The sequence below is a fragment of the Halomonas sp. MCCC 1A13316 genome, assembly GCF_014931605.1.
Taxonomy (GTDB): Bacteria; Pseudomonadota; Gammaproteobacteria; order Pseudomonadales; family Halomonadaceae; genus Halomonas.
On sequence record NZ_CP053382.1, the window covers coordinates 928,019 to 946,594 of the forward strand.

Genomic DNA, 18,576 nt, shown 5'->3' on the forward strand with positions numbered 1-18,576 from the left:
TCGTCATATGGCTCAGTGCTCGTCCTGCGCCTGGGCTACCAGTGCCTCGAGATTGAGAATGTTCACTTCGCGGCCCGAGACCTCGACCAGTGCCTGCTGCTGGAAGCGACCCAGAATTCGGCTGACCGTTTCAACCGCCAAACCCAGGTAATTGCCGATATCGGCCCGCGACATGGAGAGGCGGAAGCTGTAGGGCGAGTAGCCGCGGCGACGGAAGCGGTCCGACAGGCTGGAAAAGAAGCTGGCCAGGCGCTGATCGGCGGTCTTGCGCGACAGCAGGCGCATCATCTTGCGGTCGTCGCGCAGCTCCTTGCTCATGCTGCGGTAGAGTTGGCCACGCAGTTCGGGCAACTGCTCGGAGAGCGAGTCGAGCCGGTCGAAGGGGATCTCGCACACGGTGGTGGTTTCGAGCGCGATCACGCTGCCGGGGTAGGTCTGCTCGTCGATGCCGTCGAGGCCGACCAGCTCACTGGGCAGATAGAAATTGGTGACCTGATCCTCGCCGGAGCCCTCGGTGGTGATCTGCTTGAGGCTGCCCGAGCGTACGGCAAAGACGCTGCTGAAGGCACTGCCTTGGCGGAACAATGACTCGCCCTTCTTCAATGGAGAGCGGCGTTTGATGATCGCATCGAACTGCTCCATGTCCTCGAGTTCCAGAGCGAGAGGCAGGCACAGCGAACTCAAGCTGCAGTTCTGACAGCGGGTTTCATGCAGTAATGAACGCCGACTGCCGAGCGCATTGGCCGCGTTGACCGGCATGCTTCACCTCCTTGATCATCGTCATGGAGGCATTATGGAACATTAATGAAGCAGGTGAAATGCCCCTTGCGCCCTTTGGGCGCAATAAGATTAGGCCTGACCGGCCAACTCCCCTGCCTCTAGGCGATGCGAGAGTAGTGCCCGCCGGGCTGTGGCGGCAACCGAGCGTCGAAGGCCATGGCGATGTGTCGGATCAGCAGCCGACCGATCGGCTTGGCGACCACCCGATTGCTCTCGATGGACACCAGCCCGTCGCGCTGGAGACTCTCCAAGCGTGCCAGGGAGTCTGCCAGATAGCGGGGCGCATCGATGCCGAAGGTCTCGCTCAACGCATCCAGGTCGAGCGCCATGTCGCACACCAAACGCTCGATGGCATGCCGCCTGACCCGATCATCGAAGGTCAGGCGGATGCCGCGTGCCGTGGGAAGGCAGCTGTTGTCGAGGGCGGCCTCGTAGTCAGCGAGGCGGGTATGGTTCTGGGCATAGACGTCGTCGATGCATGAGATGGCCGAGACGCCAAGCCCCACCTGGTCGCATCGGGCATGGCTCGAATAGCCTTGCAAGTTGTACTGCAGGGTACCCTCGCGCTGGGCGATCACCAGGCTGTCGCTGGCTCGGGCGAAATGTTCCATGCCGATATGCACGTAGCCTGCCTCGGTCAACATGGCAAGAGTGGCGCGCAGTATCGCCAGCTTCTCCTCTTGGCTGGGAAGGTCTTCGGCGCGAATGCGGTGCTGGGCCGCGAAGCGCTCGGGCATGTGGACATAGTTGAAGATCGAGAGTCGTGCCGGTGCCATGGCGATCACCTGTTCCAGGGTGGCAGCGAAGCTGTCACGGGTCTGGAGGGGCAGGCCATAGATCAGGTCGATATTGAGCGAACGAAAACCGAGGCGATCGGCCTCATCGAGCAGCACTTCGGTGAGGATGCGCGGTTGGACCCGGTTCACGGCGCGCTGCACCCTGGGGTCGAGATCCTGAACGCCGAGGCTCAGGCGATTGAAGCCCAGGGCCTGCAGGTGACGCAGGGTGAAGACATCGGCCTCGCGCGGGTCGATCTCGATGGCATAGTCACGTTCGCGGGCGCTGGAAAGCCCGAAGCGAGCATCGAGACGATCGAACAGATCGCTCATCTGGTCGAGACCGAGAAAGGTCGGCGTGCCGCCGCCCCAGTGCAGTTGGGCCACTTCTCGCCGCGTGTCCAGGTGGGGCTTGATCAGTACCATCTCTCGGTCCAGGCGCGAAAGATAGGGCTCCACTACTCGGGTGGACTTGGTCGAGACCTTGTGACAGGCGCAGTAATGGCACCCCTTGCGACAGAAGGGGAGGTGTACGTAGAGCGACAAGGGCCTGCCGTTGGCGTTACTGCGGGCAAGGGTATCCTGATAGGCCAGCGTGCCGAAGTCGTCACTGAAGGAAGCAGCGGTGGGGTACGAGGTATAGCGTGGGCCAAGAGTGTCGTAGCGGTGCAGCAAGGACTCGTCCCAGGCGAAAGGATCGGCCATCGCTCGATGCAAGGACATCGCGGGAACGGACATGATGGCACTCCGAAAGGCTAACATGGACACAATGTAGCGGTACGCAGACCAAGGTGGGTTGAGCTGCGTCAAACGAAGTGAAGGTCGTGTACGAGTCGGCCGCTCAATGGCCAGATGCACCATGCGGCAACAGGATGATTAACTGCCACAAGGCAAAGGCGATTATGGCGAGGGCAGCCAGGGTGCGGGTCGCCGGGTGACGGATCAGGGTGCCCAGCTGGCGCGCAGCGAAGCCGGTGACCAGCAGCGAGGGTAGGGTGCCGAGGCCGAAGGCCCCCATCAGCGCCGCGCCGCGCAGCGGATCCGCCGTAGCCAGGCTCCAGGCCAGCATCGAATAGACCAGCCCGCAGGGCAGCCAGCCCCATACCGCGCCGAGGCCGATGGCCTGGGGTATCTTCACTACCGGCATCAGCCGCTTGCCGATGGGCTCCAGAAAGCGCCAGAGGTGCCTGCCGAGGGCTTCTACCCGCAACAGGCCCTTCCACCAGTTGGCGATATAGAGTGCCATCAGGATCAGCATGACGGCGGCGAACAACTGCAGCCCCGTGCGGGCGGCCGGCGTCAAAGCCACTATGGTGCCGAGCGAGGCGACCAGCGTGCCGGCAGCCATGTAGCTCAGGATGCGGCCAAGGTTGTAGCCGAGAAGCAGCCCGGTGAGCCGGGCGGGGCTGCGCATGCTGGGAGGAACGGCGAAGGTCAGAGCGCTCATGATGCCGCCGCACATGCCGATACAGTGCGCGCCACCGAGCAGGCCGAAGACGAAGGCCGCCAGCAGCGGTGGCAGACCGAGTCCGGTGGGATCCATCAGCGCTCCGCCGGACCGTCGTCCCCTTCGGACGGCTTGCGCTGGGTGGCCTGGCGCCGTCTCTCGCGCTCCGCCGGGGTCAGGTCGTTCTCGTCTTCATCGAACAGGATACGATGGGCCGGCCCCTCGAGGTCCTCGAACTGATCGTTCTTGACTGCCCAGAAGAAGGCCCATACGGCCAGGCCGAGCAGAATCAGCGAGAGCGGAATGAGCAGGTAAAGAATCGTCATGCATTCACCAGTCGCGCGTCGGGGCTCGGTGTGGGGCCGGGACGCAGGCGGAAACGGTTGAGGCGCAGCGCGTTGCCCACCACCACCAGCGAACTGCCTGACATGCCCAGCGCCGCGACCCAAGGCGGCACGATACCGATGGCGGCCAGCGGCAGGGCCGAGAAATTGTAGAACACCGACCAGATCATGTTCTGGCGCATGATGCGCCGCGTGGAGCGGGCGATTTCGATCGCCTCGACGATACGCATCAGGCGCGGGCTCAGCAACACCGCGTCGGCGCTGGTGCGGGCCAGGTCGGTGGCGCCGTTCATGGCGATCGAGACGTCGGCGCCGGCCAGAACCGGCACGTCGTTGATGCCGTCGCCGATCATGGCGACTTTCTCGCCGACGGCTTGGCACGCGCGGATTCGCTCGAGCTTGCCTTCCGGGCTGACCCCGGCATGCCAGGTGTCGATGTCCAACTGCTCGGCCAGGCCACTCACGGCACTGGGCGTATCGCCCGAGAGCAGCTCGACCTGCATGCCGCGTGCCTTCAGTGCTGCCACGCTCTCGGCAGCGTCGTCGCGCAGCCTATCGCGCAGGGCGAACCAGGCGCGCGGTTCGCCGGCCTCGCCGAGCAGTAGCCATTGGCCGTCCCCTGGCGCCTCGGGAGCCTGGCCGGGGCAGACGAAGTCTGGACGGCCAAGGCACCAGCGCTTGCCGTCGATCACTCCATCCACGCCTTGGCCGGTGTAGCTTTTCCTGTCACTCGCCTCCAGCGTGGCGTCGCGCCAGGGACGGAAGGCTCGGGCGATGGGATGCTCCGAGCGGGCCTCGAGCGCTGCGCCGATTGCCCTGGCGCGCTGCGCTGTGATTTCCCGGAGCGTGCATGTGTCGACCAACTGCATCTCGCCGCAGGTCAGCGTGCCGGTCTTGTCGAAGATCACCCGATCGACCTGGGACAGCGATTCGATGGCATCGGCGCGCGTGATCAGCACGCCCCTTCGCCGCAGTTGACCGTGGCCGGCGGTGAGCGCGGTGGGTGTGGCAAGCGCCAGGGCGCAGGGGCAGGTCACCACCAGCACCGAGAGCGTCACCCACAGCACCCGCGAGGGATCGATGAACCACCAGGCGATGGCGACCACGGCCGTGACCAGCAGTAACCGCAGCACGAACAGGTGCGACATGCGTGCCGCCATCTGCGCCAGGCGCGGCCGGCTGGCGAAGGCGCGGTCGGTGAGGTCGACGATGCTGGCCACGCGAGCCTCCTTGCCGGCATGCGTGACACGCACTACCAGCGGGCTCTCGATGTTCTGGCTGCCGCCGGTGACGCCGTCACCGACGCGGCGAGTTACCGGCAGGTATTCTCCGGTGAGCATCGATTCGTCGAGACTCGACTCACCCTCTTCGATCACGCCGTCGGCAGGTACGCCGTGGCCGGGCTTGATCACCACGCGGTCTCCGGCGGAGAGTTCGCTGGCGGGCAGGATGCGCTCTTCGCCGTTCTCCTCCAGGCGCACCGCGGAGAGCGGCAGGGCGCCGCTCAAGGCGTTGCCGGTATGGCCGCTGCGGCGCCGCGCACGCGCTTCCACGTAGCGCCCGAAGAGCAGGAAGAAGGTGAACATCGTCACCGAGTCGAAGTAGACCTCGCCGGTGCCCGAGAGTACGGCATAGGCACTGGCGAGATAGGCGCCGCCGACGGCGATGGAGACCGGCACGTCCATGCCCAGCACTCGCGCACGCAGATCGCGCACGGCATTGCGGAAGAACGGCATGGCCGAGAAGAACACCACCGGCGTGGCCAGGGCGAACGAGAGCCAGTGAAAGAGGGCGTAGAAGTCCTCGCTGATTTCGCCGGGGCCGGACACGTAGATGGGGATCGAGAACATCATCACCTGCGCCATGCCTACCGCGGCCACGATCAGGCGGCGGATATTCATGCGCTCTTCGAACTGAAGACGTTGCTGGGCCGCGTCGGGTTCGTAGGGCTGGGCGCTATAGCCGATGGCGGCCATTTCGGCGAGCAGTTGCGACAGCTTCAGCCGGGCCGGATCCCAGGCCACGCGCACGCGATGGTGACTAAGGTTGACGGCGCTGGACGTCACCCCTTCGAGGGCATTGAGACGATGCTCGATGAGCCAGGCACAGGCGGCGCAGGTGATGCCATCCACCGCCAGCGTCGCGTGGACCTGGTCGGTGTCCCCGTCGGCATGGACGAACTGACGCTGCAGGCCCGGGTCGTCGAATACCGCCCAGGTCTCCGCCTTGACCGCCTGCCGCTCGTCGGGGCGCTCCGGTAGCTCGGTACGGAAGCGGTAGTAGCTGGCCAGCCCGCCGTCGACGATGGCATGGGCCACCGCCTCGCAGCCGGGGCAGCAAAGCGGGTGGGACTGGTCGTCCAAGGTGATCGACCAGGGAGCCTGCGCAGGCACCTGGTTGCCGCAGTGGTAGCAGGAAGCCCGTTCGTCCGATTCCGGCGTCGAGGGAGAGATGAGCGTCATTTGTCTCACTAGATACCCGGTGTCAGCGCAACCGCAGCATCATCGGGGAAGCGGGCCTCACCGGTAAGGCGCCATTCAGCAGCGCTGCCCTCGGAGGGTTGCAGTTGCAGATACCAGCGATAGCGAAGCGGTTCGTCTACCATGGCCACGTAGCGTCCTTGTCGTACGTGTCGAAGCGTCAGCTCACGGTCCCGATTGCCGTCGGTGGGAAATATCAGCGCTAGATGAAGCTGCTCAGGACGCTCTTCTCCCTGCAGATCGACGACGACATCCCCGGTGCGAGGATCGGCGCGTAGGGTGGCTGCCAAGCCCAATGACTGGGCGTGTTGCTGCTTGGCTATCTGTTCGTTGATGGCCAGCCCCTCCTTGTAATAATCCCCCTTCACGCTGCCGTCGAAAAACCGGATCGATAAAGTCAGGTAGATGAGACTGAAGGCCACCGACGAAAATAGCAGGCCAATCATGAACCAGGGCCAGAACTGCTTGTACCAAGGAGGGTGAGTGCGCATTTCGGTCATCTCCGGGTATTGCCGATGAAGCGGGTTTCGCGCACGAGCGCGATATTCTCGTCGTTCTGCGACTGCAGCAGCAACTCGATCGGGTGGCTGGGCAATTCCAGTACGGCGGGGTCGGCCGTGACCTGAACGGCGAACAGCCGTGAGGAGCCGGCCGGTACCTGTAGCGTCTCGGTATCGAGTTCGAGGCCGGGCAGGCCGCGGACGTCGAGTCGGTAGCCGTGATCGCGGTCGTCGAGGTTGCGTACCGTCAGGGTATAGACGTTGCTGATACGCCCGTCACGGGTCATTTGATAGAGCTGGCCGCGCTCGCGTTCCACCTCGACATTGAGCGGCATGCGATCGCCCAGCGCCCAGACGAACAGACCAATCATCACCATCAGGGCGGCGAAGTAACCGAGCAGGCGAGGGCGCAGGATATGAGACCGCTTTGCCTCCAGCGCGTTCTCGGTGGTGTAGCGAATCAATCCGCGCGGGTAGTTCATGCGGTCCATCACGCTGTCGCAGGCATCTATACAGGCAGCGCAGGTAATGCATTCGTATTGCAGTCCGTTGCGGATGTCGATGCCGGTGGGGCAGACCTGCACGCACAGATCGCAGTCGATGCAGTCGCCATGGCCGGCCTCACGGGCCTCGGCATGGCTGAGGCTTTTCTTGCGTGAGCCCCTGGGCTCGCCGCGGGTAGCATCGTAGGAGACGATCAGCGTATCGGCGTCGAACATCACTGACTGGAAGCGTGCATAGGGGCACATGTAGATGCACACCTGTTCGCGCAGCCAGCCTGCGTTGAGATAGGTGAAGACGAGAAAGAAGCCGCTCCAGAAATACGACCAGCCATGCGCTTCGAGCGTCGGCAGGTCGACTACCAGTTCGCGAATCGGCGTGAAGTAACCGACGAAGGTGACCCCGGTGGCCAGTGCGATGGCCAGCCAGACGCTGTGCTTGGCCACCTTGCGCCAGGCCTTGTCCAGGCTCAACGGTTCGCGGTCGAGCTTGATGCGGCGATTGCGCGAGCCTTCCAGGCGATGCTCCACCCAGATGTAGAGAAAGGTCCACACGCTCTGGGGACAGGTATAGCCGCACCATACGCGCCCGGCGAACACGGTAATGAAGAACAGGCCGAACGCACAGATGATCAACAGCCAGGAGAGCAGGATGAATTCCTGGGGATAGAAGGTCGCGGCGAAGATGTGGAATTCGCGCCCGGGCAGGTCGAACCAGATCAGCGGGCGGTCGCCCCAGGTCAGCCAGGGCAGGCCGAAGAAGGCCAGCATCAGGACCCAGTTTGCGACTCGGCGTACTCGCTGAAAGAGCCCTTTGATCTCGCGCACGTAGATATGACGCCGCTTGGCGTACATCTCCTGCCGGACCGTCGCCTGGGGCGTGTGGTGGCCCACCGTTTCCGGGGTCACGTCTCGAGTGGGAATCTTGTCGCTCATGTCGGACTCACGGCGGGCAACGCTGGCCCGCATGGGGAAGGCAATGAAGAGGGCTTCATTGTATCGAGAGCCCGTCGCCTGGCGGGGCAGTGCGACGGTGGGTCGCACTGCTCCGCCTGGAGGCGGGTGGCCTCAGTCGCGGTCGCGCAGACTGTAGATGTAAGCGGCAACCAGGTGGACGCGCTCTTCGCCGATATAGGCTTCCTGAGCCGGCATGTGGCCGTTGCGGCCGTTGCGCAGGGTCTGTCGTACCGAATCGAGGACGCTCTGACCGGGTGCCAGGTAGAGCCAGCTGTCGTTGGTCAGGTTGGGCGCGCCCAATGCCTGGGTGCCGGTGCCGTCGGGCCCGTGGCAGGCCGCACACACCGAGGTGTAGACCGCCGAACCCAGTTCGGCGCGCTCGGCGTCGTGTTCCAGGCCAGAGAGCGACAGTACGTGGTTGGCGACGTTCTCGATATTCTCCTCGCCAAGCTGCTGCCAGGAGGGCATCAGGCCGTTACGCCCGCGCACCAGGGTGGTCAGGATCTGCTCTGGCTCGCCACCGTACAGCCACTCTTCGTCAGTCAGATCGGGAAAGCCATAGCCGCCCTGAGCGTTGGCGCCGTGGCACACCGCACAGTTATTCTGGAAGATCCGGCCGGCCACTCGCATGGCTTCGGCGTCCTGGGCCAGTTCAGGAATCGGGATCTCCTCGTACTGGGCGAAGATCGGCGAGAAGCGCTCCTCGGCCCTGGCGACCTCCTGCTCCCACTGACCTTCCTGGGTCCAGCCGAGCAGGCCGGTGAAATTGCCCAGCCCCGGATAGAGCAGCAGGTAGCCGAGCGAGAACACCACCGTGGCCACATATAGCTGGAACCACCAGCGCGGCAGCGGATTGTCGTACTCCTCGATCTCGTCGGCGGCATGGCCGGTGGTTTCCACGTTGCCTTCGGCATCGGGCACCTTGTCAGTCTTGCGGTTGGCGTAGAGGATCCAGAAAGCGAAGGCGATGGAGCCCAACGTGATCAAGATGATCCAGGCGCTCCAGAACCCGGAAAGGGAGTCATCCCAAAGATTGCTCATGCGTTTTCGTCTCCCCTGTCTTTACGGGAATCGGCTTCGCCTGCCTGCTCGCGGTGCGAGCCCTGCTGCGAGGCGCTGCGGTCTCGGTTCGATTGTTCGTCTTCATCGGCGAAGGGCAACTGAGCCGCTTCGTCGAAGTCCGGCTTGCGCCGCCGGGAATAGGCCCACCAGACGATGCCGAGGAAAGCGATGATCAGCAGGCCGGTGATGATGCCGCGAAAGGTACCTGTATCCATGATCAGCGCGTGCCCTCGAACACGGTTCCCAACTGCTGCAGGTAGGCCACCAGTGCCGTGATTTCCTGCTGGCCACGGACTTCGCTGGTGGCGCCCTCGATGTCCTCATCGGTGTAGGGCACGCCGAGGCTGCGCAGGACTTCCATCTTGCGCGGGGTGTCCTCGCCGTCGAGGGTGTTTTCGAACAACCAGGGATACGCCGGCATGATCGACTCCGGCACCACGTCGCGCGGATTGTACAGGTGGGCGCGATGCCAGTCGTCGCTGTAGCGACCCCCGACACGGGCCAGGTCCGGGCCGGTACGCTTGGAGCCCCACAGGAAGTTATGCTCGTAGACCGACTCGCCGGCCACGCTGTAGTGGCCGTAGCGTTCGGTCTCGGCGCGGAACGGACGCACCATCTGCGAATGGCAGCCCACGCAGCCCTCGCGGCGATAGATACCGCGGCCTTCCAGTTCCAGCGCCGAGAGGGGGCGCAGGCCATCGACCGGTTCCGTGGTCTGCTTCTGGAAGAACAGCGGCACGACCTCGGCCAGGCCGCCGAAACTGATCGCCACCAGGATCAGCACGGCGAGTAGACCAACGTTCTTTTCGACGATCTCGTGTTTCATTGGTGTCGGTTTCCCCGGTTGCTCAGGCGGTCTGCGGCAGCGGCTGCTGGCCCAGGGCCTGGCTGCGCTTGACGGTCATGAAGACGTTGTAGGCCATGATCAGCATGCCGGTGACCCAGAACAGGCCGCCGATCAGGCGCACGATGTAGCCCGGACCGCTGGCTTCGACGGCTTCGATGAAGGTGTACATCAACGTGCCGTCGGGGTTGATGGCACGCCACATCAGGCCTTGCAGAATACCGTTGACCCACATCGCGGCGATGTAGAGTACGGTGCCGATGGTGGCCAGCCAGAAGTGCACGGCAATCAGTCCCACCGAGTGCATCTCGGTGCGGCCGAACAGGCGCGGGATCAGGTGATACATGGAGCCGATGGTGATCATCGCCACCCAGCCCAGCGCGCCGGCATGCACGTGGCCGATGGTCCAGTCGGTGTAGTGTGATAGTGCGTTGACCGTCTTAACCGCCATCATCGGGCCTTCGAAGGTGGACATGCCGTAGAACGACAGGGCCACGACCAGGAAGCGCAGGGTTGGATCGGTGCGCAGCTTATGCCAGGCGCCGGAGAGGGTCATCATGCCATTGATCATGCCGCCCCATGAGGGCGCCAGCAGAATGATGGACATCACCATACCGAGCGATTGCGCCCAGTTGGGCAGGGCGGTGTAGTGCAGGTGGTGCGGGCCGGCCCACATGTAGATCATGATCAGCGCCCAGAAGTGGACGATCGACAAGCGGTAAGAGTAGATCGGACGCTCGGCCTGCTTGGGCACGAAGTAGTACATCATGCCGAGGAAGCCGGCGGTCAGGAAGAAGCCCACCGCGTTGTGTCCGTACCACCACTGCACCATGGCGTCGATGGTGCCGGCATAGATGGAGGTGGAGTACATCCACGACACCGGGATCGCCGCGTTGTTGACAATGTGCAGCACCGCTACGGTCAGGATGAACGCGGCGAAGAACCAGTTGGCCACATAGATGTGGGAGGTCTTGCGCTGCTTGATGGTCATCAGGAAGACGATGGCATAGCTGACCCAGACTACGGCGATCAGGATGTTGATCGGCCACTCGAGCTCGGCGTACTCCTTGGTAGTTGTGTAGCCCAGCGGGAGCGTCACGACTGCAGACACGATAACCGCCTGCCAGCCCCAGAAGGTGAAGGCGGCGAGTCGGTCCGAGAACAACCGTGTCTGGCAGGTGCGTTGAACGACATAGTACGAGGTTGCCATCAGCGCGGAGCCGCCGAAGGCGAAGATGACCGCGTTGGTGTGCAACGGGCGCAGGCGGCCGAAGCTCGTCCAAGGCAAGTCGAGGTTGAGTTGCGGCCATACCAGTTGTGCGGCAATGATGACACCGAGGAGCATGCCCACGATGCCCCACACCACTGTCATGATCGCGAACTGCCGAACTACCTTGTAGTTGTAGGTCGGATGCTCTAGTGCTGTGCTCATGTCAGGTTCCCGTCGAACGCGTATCGAGAACTCGCGGTGGTGCTGGCCACGGCAAAGTTCCCGGTTGAGGGTGATGCAGGTCAGAAAGCAGGGCGGATTCTAGCGCAGCCGCCTGACAGACTGAAATAAGGATACAGGCGAAACTCGTATAGGAAATTGACGTGTGTCCAACTTTGCTCGTTTAGATACGGTAACTATTGGTTTAATCCAGGTGCGCAAAGAGGGGGTCGATCGAGAGCCTGGAAGCTGGTTTGAAGACGGGCTCGGTCCGTTGGAAGTGAAGGGTGAGGGAGGCGTTGGACGCTTGCTGATCGCCCATGGTGCGGGGGCTGGGCAGCATTCGCTTTATATGAGTCGATTGCGTAATGCGCTTGCCGAGCAAGGCGTCCAGACCCTGGCCGTGGAGTTCAGCTACATGCAGCGAGCGCAGCTCGAAGGTAAGCGAATACCACCGCCGCCCATCGACCATCTGGTAGAAGAATTATCACGCTGGTGCGACACTCTGACACATCCTCAAGGGGGTACTCTGTGGCTCGGCGGGAAATCCCTGGGTGGCCGGGTGGCCAGCCTGTTGGCGGCACGCCAACCAGCGGCCGGCTTGGTGCTGTGTGGCTACCCTTTCCATCCGCCGCGAAAGCCCGAGAAGTTGCGCCTCGCGCATTGGCCGCAGATCACTTGTCCCACTTTGGTGGTGCAGGGCAGCCGCGATCCCTTCGGTACTCGCGACGAGGTCGCCCATTATGAACTGGCTGGGCAGAGGCAGCTGCACTGGTTAGAGGATGGCGACCACGACTGGAAACCGCGACGACGATCGGGCCGTACTCAGGCGGAACTGATCGAGTACGGTGCGACCGTGATCGCCGCCTTCATGAAGGAGCACAGGGCGGCAGGATGAGCAATGTTACGGATGGCGCGGGCTGCAGCGATTGTCGCCGCTGGAACCTGCATCTTCGATAGCGTTTTGCGTGGCCAGGGCATTGACAACCAAGCCGATCCCTGTAGAATTCAGCGCCACGTGACCAGGGGTGGTTAGCTCAGCTGGGAGAGCACCAGCCTTACAAGCTGGGGGTCACAGGTTCGAACCCTGTACCACCCACCATCGCTCTCGAAATTCGAAGCAATGGTGATCACGTAGGAAGCAAGCAGCGGACCGGTAGTTCAGTCGGTTAGAATGCCGGCCTGTCACGCCGGAGGTCGCGGGTTCGAGTCCCGTCCGGTCCGCCATCGTTTCCATCGCTGTGTCATCTGTTGGACCGGTAGTTCAGTCGGTTAGAATGCCGGCCTGTCACGCCGGAGGTCGCGGGTTCGAGTCCCGTCCGGTCCGCCACGATGACCTGGCTTGGTGTACTCATGCAGGTGTACCTCTGCAAGAGCACTTCGCATGAGCTTCGCAAGTGCGATCCGTGGGTGATTAGCTCAGTTGGTTAGAGCACCAGCCTCACATGCTGGGGGTCACTGGTTCGAGTCCGGTATCACCCACCACGCGGACCGGTAGTTCAGTCGGTTAGAATGCCGGCCTGTCACGCCGGAGGTCGCGGGTTCGAGTCCCGTCCGGTCCGCCATTCGATTTCAGGCCCTGAGCCCCGGCTCGGGGCCTTTTCGTATCGTCTATACTCCCTCCGTCTTGCCTTCGCCCGGCATGCATGCGTCGCGGCGTCTCCCGTAGCGAAGCAAAGCGTACTGCGTCTTTGGGCGTAAGGCTCGCTTTTCCTTTGCGCCTGCCGCCTGGCTATCATACAGTTGTTTGAAATAACCGTGACTCAACCCAAGGAGGAGTTCGGCGTGCGCTATCCTCATCTTTTTCGTCCGCTCGAGGTGGGCCACCTGACGCTGCCCAACCGCGTGCTGATGGGCTCCATGCATACCAATCTCGAAGAGGCGCCGAATGGCTTTGCGCGCCTGGCGACCTTCTATGCCGAGCGCGCCCGTGAGGGCGTGGGCTTGATCGTTACCGGCGGAATCGCCCCTAATGCAGAGGGCGCGGTATTCCAGGGGGCCGCCACGCTGGAGCGAGCCGAGCAAGTGGCCGACCATCGCGGCGTGGTCGAGTCGGTACATGCCGAGGGCAGCCATATCTGCATGCAGATACTGCATGCCGGACGCTACGCTTATTCCCCCGAGCTGGTGGCGCCATCGCCGATCCAGGCGCCGATCAATCCCTTTATCCCACGCGAGCTCGGCGACGACGAGGTGGAGCGCCAGATCGACGATTACGTGCGCTGTGCTTCCCTGGCGCGTGAGGCCGGGTATGACGGTGTCGAGGTGATGGGCTCCGAGGGCTACCTGATCAATCAGTTCCTGTGCTTGCGCACCAATCACCGCAACGATCGCTGGGGCGGAGCATTCGAGAACCGCATGCGCTTTGCGGTCGAGATCGTGTCACGTATCCGTGAAGCAGTGGGTGACGATTTCCTGATCATCTTCCGCCTGTCGATGATCGATCTGGTGGAGGAGGGCAGCAGCTGGGATGAGGTAGTGGCCCTGGGGCGCGCCATCGAGACTGCCGGCGCCAGCCTGATCAACACCGGTATCGGTTGGCACGAGGCGCGCGTGCCGACAATCGTCACAAGCGTGCCTCGGGCAGCCTTCACCGAGGTGACCCGACGAATGAAGGCCGAAATCTCCATCCCGTTGATCACCACCAACCGCATCAACATGCCCGAGGTGGCCGAGCGGGTCCTGGCCGATGGGCATGCCGACATGGTTTCCATGGCGCGTCCCTTCCTTGCCGATCCGGCCTGGGTGAGCAAGGCGGCCGAGGGTCGCGACGATGAGATCAACACCTGTATCGCCTGCAACCAGGCGTGCCTCGATCACACTTTCCAGGGCAAGCTTACCTCTTGTCTGGTCAATCCCCAGGCATGCCATGAGACCGAGCTCGTGGTCGAACCGGCCGAGACGCTGCGCGACGTCGCCGTGGTCGGTGGCGGTCCGGCGGGGATGGCGGCTGCCCTTACCGCCGCCCGCCGCGGGCACCGCGTCTCGCTGTTCGAGCGCACCGGCGAACTCGGCGGCCAGTTCAACCTGGCGCGCAAGATCCCCGGCAAGGAGGAGTTCGACGAAACGCTGCGCTACTACAAGGTGATGCTCTTCAAGCACGGCGTCTCGGTGAGGCTCGGGAGCGAGCCGGATGTGCAGACGCTGCGTGGTTTCGATGCGGTGATCCTGGCCAGCGGTGTCCGCCCGCGACGGCTCGACCTGCCGGGCATCGATCACCCCAAGGTGATGAGTTATCCCACGGCGATCCTGCATCCCGAGCGCGTGGGGCCGCGCGTGGCGATCATCGGTGCCGGCGGCATCGGCTTCGACGTGGCCGAGCTGCTCACCCACGTGGGGCATCCGTCACTGGATCGCGAGGCCTGGTGTGCCGAGTGGGGCGTGGACCTCGGCGTCGCCGAGCGGGGCGGACTGCGGGCGCCCGAGCGGCCCGATACGCCGCGTCAGGTCTACCTGCTGCAGCGCAAGAGCTCCAAGCCCGGCAAGGGGTTAGGCAAGTCGACCGGCTGGGTGCACCGCATGTCGCTGCGCCATCGCGGCGTCGAGGCGCTTGCCGGCTGTGAATATGTCGGCATCGACGACGAGGGCCTGCACATCCGCCACGCCGAGGAGCCGCGCCTGCTCGAGGTCGACAGCGTGGTGGTCTGTGCCGGTCAGGATCCGGTGCGTGAGCTGCTCGATCCGTTAAAAGAGGCTGGCGTGGCGGTGCATCTGATCGGCGGGGCGGACGAAGCCGCCGAACTCGACGCCAAACGCGCCATCGACCAGGGCACGCGGGTGGCGGCCGGACTGTAACATGTAGCGTTGACAGCAGAACCCGGCTGGGCAGCTAAGCTGAAGAAATCCCTTGCTGCCCATGATGCCCTCAACAGCAAGGCGCGACGGCCGGTCACTCGACCGGCCGTCGCGTTGCCGATCACCTTGTTTGTGGCACGTTCGAGGGGCGGATTTTGCTGCAGGACACACGTCGTGCGCCTTTGGAGCGTCTCTCCATCCTTTCCGGCACTGCCAGCGCAGCTGGCGAGACTGCGTCCTCACAGCGTTTAATTCACCTTGGTTCACTCATCGAACCCTTGGCGCCTTCGGCGTTCTCATGATTATCCTTACCTTGCGTTGATTCTTTGCCACCCACTCCGCCCCGAAGTGGCTAGGCTGATGAGTAACCCAAGGCGGCCATTCCGACCGGGTGGCCGACAGGGTAGGCAAACAGGAGGCTTCGATGAGCATCTTCGATCATGTGCAGAACCGCTTCTCTCGTGTCCAGCAGGAGGAAATGAGCCTGCAGGAGTATCTGGAGCTGTGTCGTGAGGACCCCATGGCCTACGCCAGCGCCGCCGAGCGGATGCTGAAGGCCATCGGCGAACCCGAGGTGATCGACACTGCCAAGGATCCGCGGCTCTCCCGTATTTTTTCCAACAAGGTGATTCGCCGCTATCCGGCCTTTTCCGAGTTCTACGGTATGGAGGAGGCGATCGAGCAGATCGTGGCTTACTTCCGCCATGCCGCCCAAGGGCTCGAGGAGCGCAAGCAGATCCTCTATCTCCTGGGGCCGGTGGGCGGCGGCAAGTCGTCATTGGCCGAGCGGCTCAAGCTGTTGATGGAGCGTATCCCGTTCTATGCCATCAAGGGCTCGCCGGTCTTCGAGTCGCCGCTGGGGCTGTTTTCTCCCGAGGAGGACGGCGAGCTGCTCGAGAAGGAGTACGGTATCCCGAGCCGCTACGTGAAGAGCGTGATGTCGCCGTGGGCGGCCAAGCGACTCAAGGAGTACGGCGGCGACATTTCGCAGTTCAAGGTGGTACGGCTGTATCCTTCGCGGCTCAACCAGATCGCCATCTCCAAGACCGAGCCGGGGGATGAGAACAACCAGGACATCTCCTCGCTGGTGGGCAAGGTCGACATCCGCCAGCTCGAACTCTACTCACAGGACGATCCGGACGCCTACAGCTTCTCCGGCGGCCTGTGCAAGGCCAACCAGGGCCTGATGGAGTTCATCGAAATGTTCAAGGCACCGATCAAGGTGCTTCACCCGCTGCTGACCGCCACCCAGGAAGGCAACTACAACCCCACCGAGGGGATGGGGGCGATTCCCTTCGACGGTATCGTGTTGGCCCACTCCAACGAGAGCGAGTGGCAGGCGTTCCGCAACAATCGCAACAACGAGGCATTCCTCGACCGCGTCTATATCGTCAAGGTGCCCTACTGCCTGCGTGTCACCGAAGAGATCAACATCTACAAGAAGCTGCTCGAGCACTCTTCGCTCGATCAGGCGCCCTGCGCTCCCGACACCCTGCGCATGCTGGCGCAGTTCTCGGTGCTCTCGCGGCTCAAGGAGCCGGAGAACTCGAGCATTTACTCCAAGATGCGCGTCTACGACGGCGAGAATCTCAAGGACACCGACCCCAAGGCCAAGTCGATCCAGGAGTACCGCGATTCGGCCGGCGTCGATGAGGGCATGGACGGGCTCTCCACCCGCTTCGCCTTCAAGATCCTGTCGAAGGTCTTCAACTTCGACAACCACGAGATCGCCGCCAACCCGGTGCATCTGCTCTACGTCCTCGAGCAGCGCCTCGAACAAGAGCATCTGCCCAAGGAGACCTTCGAGCGCTACCTGCGCTACATCAAGGAGTTCATGGCGCCGCGCTATGTCGACTTCATCGGCAAGGAAATCCAGACCGCCTACCTCGAGTCCTACTCCGAGTACGGCCAGAATATCTTCGACCGCTACGTGACCTATGCCGACTTCTGGATACAGGACCAGGAGTATCGCGATCCGGAAACCGGGGAGCTGTTCAACCGTCAAGCACTCAACGAAGAACTGGAGAAGATCGAGAAGCCGGCGGGTATCTCGAATCCCAAGGATTTCCGCCACGAAGTGGTCAACTTCGTGCTGCGGGCACGGGCCCAGAACAACGGCATGAACCCGAGCTGGCAGTCCTACGAGAAGTTGCGCGGGGTGATCGAGCACAAGATGTTCGCCAACACCGAGGAGCTGTTGCCGGTGATCTCCTTCAACGCCAAGGCCTCGACCGCGGACCAGAAGAAGCACGAGGACTTCGTGGCCCGCATGAAAGATCGCGGCTACACCGAGAAGCAGGTGCGGCTGCTCTCGGAGTGGTATCTGCGGGTGCGTAAATCGCAATAACCGGCGCGAGCCAGGAGGTCAACATGACCTATTTCATCGATCGACGCGCCAACGCCAAGAACAAAAGCGCCGTGAACCGTCAGCGCTTCCTCGACCGCTACCGGACGCACATCAAGCGCTCGGTCGAGGAGGCTGTCAACCGCCGCTCGATCACCGACATGGAGCGTGGCGAGAAGGTCTCGATTCCGACTCGCGACATTTCGGAGCCGGTATTCCAGCACGGCCCGGGCGGCAAGCGCACCATCGTCAGCCCCGGCAACAAGGAGTTCGTCGAGGGCGATCGCCTGCGCCGCCCCGGAGGGGGCGGCGGTGGAGGGGGGGCCGGCGAGGGCAATGCCTCCAACCAGGGCGAGGGCATGGACGAGTTCGCCTTCAGCCTGACCCGCGAGGAATTTCTCGACTTCGTCTTCGACGGCCTGGAGCTGCCGCACCTAGAGCGCAAGTCGCTCAAGGACTTGGATGAAGTGAAGCCGGTGCGTGCCGGGGTCACCCGTGATGGGGTGCCGGCGCGGATCAATATCGTACGTTCCATGCGCGAGGCGTATGCCAGGCGCATTGCCATGCGCGCCCCTATACGCCGTGCGCTGCGCGAGGCACAGGAATCGCTGGAAGAGGAGGAGCGCAAGGACCCGGTACTGCGCAACCCGTCGCGCATCGCCGAACTCAAGAATGAAATCGAACGTCTCGAAAAGCGTCTCGAGGCGGTGCCGTTCATCGACACCTACGACTTGCGTTACAACAACCTGGTCAATCAGCCGCAGCCTTCGAGCAAGGCAGTGATGTTCTGCGTGATGGACGTCTCGGGCTCAATGACCCAGGCCCACAAGGACATCGCCAAGCGCTTCTTCCTGCTGCTGTATCTCTTTCTCGAGCGCAACTACGAGAAGGTCGAGCTGGTCTTCGTGCGCCACCACACCGCGGCCAAGGAGGTCGACGAGGAGGAGTTCTTCTACTCGCGGGAGACCGGCGGCACCATCGTTTCCAGCGCCCTGACGCTGGTCGACGAGATCATTACCCGCCGCTACCCCCCGACCCAGTGGAACCTCTATGTGGCCCAGGCCTCGGACGGCGACAACTGGGACGACGATTCGGTGAACTGTCGCGAGCGGTTGATGAAGACGCTGATGCCGCGCCTGCAGTACTACACCTACGTGGAGATCACTCCTCACGCGCACCAGGCGCTGTGGGAGGAGTACGAGACGGTGGCCGCAGAATTCCCCGATCGTTTCGCCATGCGCCAGATCGTCGAGGCGGGCGACATCTATCCGGTGTTCCGCGAATTGTTCAAGCGCCGCGCCGCCCATTGAGCGAACGA

Annotated in this window: 15 protein-coding genes and 5 tRNA genes; 9 read left to right on the forward strand and 11 right to left on the reverse strand. The window is 63.1% G+C overall.

Annotation, left to right across the window (positions count from 1 at the left end):
* Positions 1 to 12 precede the first annotated feature (12 nt).
* The 11 genes from fnr to ccoN all read right to left on the reverse strand — a co-directional run bounded on the left by fnr (position 13) and on the right by ccoN (position 11,122).
* Positions 13 to 759, reverse strand: a complete 747-nt coding sequence (fnr, locus tag HNO52_RS04360) for a fumarate/nitrate reduction transcriptional regulator Fnr (RefSeq protein WP_197567995.1) — start codon at positions 757 to 759, stop codon at positions 13 to 15.
* Between the two features lie 119 nt (positions 760 to 878).
* Complete coding sequence (hemN, locus tag HNO52_RS04365) at positions 879 to 2,294, reverse strand: oxygen-independent coproporphyrinogen III oxidase (RefSeq protein ID WP_232090559.1); 1,416 nt, start codon at positions 2,292 to 2,294, stop codon at positions 879 to 881.
* Between the two features lie 103 nt (positions 2,295 to 2,397).
* The gene (locus tag HNO52_RS04370; RefSeq protein WP_197567996.1) at positions 2,398 to 3,099 is read right to left on the reverse strand and encodes a sulfite exporter TauE/SafE family protein; all 702 of its coding nucleotides are present in this window, start codon (positions 3,097 to 3,099) and stop codon (positions 2,398 to 2,400) included.
* On the reverse strand, positions 3,099 to 3,329 hold the full coding sequence (ccoS, locus tag HNO52_RS04375) for a cbb3-type cytochrome oxidase assembly protein CcoS (RefSeq protein WP_197567997.1): 231 nt from the start codon (positions 3,327 to 3,329) through the stop codon (positions 3,099 to 3,101). Before ccoS ends, HNO52_RS04370 begins: the two co-directional genes overlap by 1 nt.
* The gene (locus HNO52_RS04380) at positions 3,326 to 5,809 is read right to left on the reverse strand and encodes a heavy metal translocating P-type ATPase (RefSeq protein ID WP_197567998.1); all 2,484 of its coding nucleotides are present in this window, start codon (positions 5,807 to 5,809) and stop codon (positions 3,326 to 3,328) included. Before HNO52_RS04380 ends, ccoS begins: the two co-directional genes overlap by 4 nt.
* An 8-nt stretch (positions 5,810 to 5,817) precedes the next feature.
* Positions 5,818 to 6,318: a FixH family protein gene (locus tag HNO52_RS04385; RefSeq protein ID WP_332107660.1), complete on the reverse strand. Its 501-nt coding sequence runs from the start codon at positions 6,316 to 6,318 to the stop codon at positions 5,818 to 5,820.
* Between the two features lie 5 nt (positions 6,319 to 6,323).
* Positions 6,324 to 7,763, reverse strand: coding sequence for a cytochrome c oxidase accessory protein CcoG (ccoG, locus tag HNO52_RS04390; protein WP_197568000.1), 1,440 nt, complete (start codon positions 7,761 to 7,763; stop codon positions 6,324 to 6,326).
* 132 nt (positions 7,764 to 7,895) lie between these two features.
* Positions 7,896 to 8,825: a cytochrome-c oxidase, cbb3-type subunit III gene (gene ccoP / locus HNO52_RS04395; RefSeq protein WP_197568001.1), complete on the reverse strand. Its 930-nt coding sequence runs from the start codon at positions 8,823 to 8,825 to the stop codon at positions 7,896 to 7,898.
* On the reverse strand, positions 8,822 to 9,061 hold the full coding sequence (locus tag HNO52_RS04400) for a cbb3-type cytochrome oxidase subunit 3 (RefSeq protein WP_197568002.1): 240 nt from the start codon (positions 9,059 to 9,061) through the stop codon (positions 8,822 to 8,824). Before HNO52_RS04400 ends, ccoP begins: the two co-directional genes overlap by 4 nt.
* 2 nt (positions 9,062 to 9,063) lie before the next feature.
* Positions 9,064 to 9,672, reverse strand: coding sequence for a cytochrome-c oxidase, cbb3-type subunit II (ccoO, locus tag HNO52_RS04405; protein WP_197568003.1), 609 nt, complete (start codon positions 9,670 to 9,672; stop codon positions 9,064 to 9,066).
* Between the two features lie 22 nt (positions 9,673 to 9,694).
* Positions 9,695 to 11,122 (reverse strand): cytochrome-c oxidase, cbb3-type subunit I, encoded by a 1,428-nt coding sequence (ccoN, locus tag HNO52_RS04410; protein ID WP_197568004.1) that lies wholly within the window; start codon positions 11,120 to 11,122, stop codon positions 9,695 to 9,697.
* A gap of 277 nt (positions 11,123 to 11,399) precedes the next feature.
* On the opposite strand from ccoN, the gene HNO52_RS04415 reads away from it, so the two are divergent.
* The 9 genes from HNO52_RS04415 (at position 11,400) to HNO52_RS04455 (ending at position 18,568) form a co-directional block, all read left to right on the forward strand.
* Entirely contained in the window at positions 11,400 to 12,017 is a 618-nt protein-coding gene (locus HNO52_RS04415; protein WP_332107670.1) for an alpha/beta family hydrolase, read from the forward strand.
* A 128-nt stretch (positions 12,018 to 12,145) separates the two neighbouring features.
* Positions 12,146 to 12,221, forward strand: a tRNA-Val gene (locus HNO52_RS04420).
* A 48-nt stretch (positions 12,222 to 12,269) separates the two neighbouring features.
* Positions 12,270 to 12,346, forward strand: a tRNA-Asp gene (locus tag HNO52_RS04425).
* Positions 12,347 to 12,372: 26 nt separating this feature from the next.
* Positions 12,373 to 12,449: transfer RNA gene (locus HNO52_RS04430), tRNA-Asp, on the forward strand.
* A gap of 78 nt (positions 12,450 to 12,527) precedes the next feature.
* Positions 12,528 to 12,604, forward strand: a tRNA-Val gene (locus tag HNO52_RS04435).
* A 3-nt stretch (positions 12,605 to 12,607) separates the two neighbouring features.
* Positions 12,608 to 12,684, forward strand: a tRNA-Asp gene (locus HNO52_RS04440).
* 193 nt (positions 12,685 to 12,877) lie between these two features.
* Positions 12,878 to 14,914: an FAD-dependent oxidoreductase gene (locus HNO52_RS04445; RefSeq protein ID WP_269476076.1), complete on the forward strand. Its 2,037-nt coding sequence runs from the start codon at positions 12,878 to 12,880 to the stop codon at positions 14,912 to 14,914.
* A gap of 424 nt (positions 14,915 to 15,338) precedes the next feature.
* On the forward strand, positions 15,339 to 17,261 hold the full coding sequence (locus tag HNO52_RS04450) for a PrkA family serine protein kinase (RefSeq protein ID WP_197568005.1): 1,923 nt from the start codon (positions 15,339 to 15,341) through the stop codon (positions 17,259 to 17,261).
* A gap of 23 nt (positions 17,262 to 17,284) precedes the next feature.
* The gene (locus HNO52_RS04455; protein ID WP_197568006.1) at positions 17,285 to 18,568 is read left to right on the forward strand and encodes a YeaH/YhbH family protein; all 1,284 of its coding nucleotides are present in this window, start codon (positions 17,285 to 17,287) and stop codon (positions 18,566 to 18,568) included.
* Positions 18,569 to 18,576: the final 8 nt, after the last annotated feature.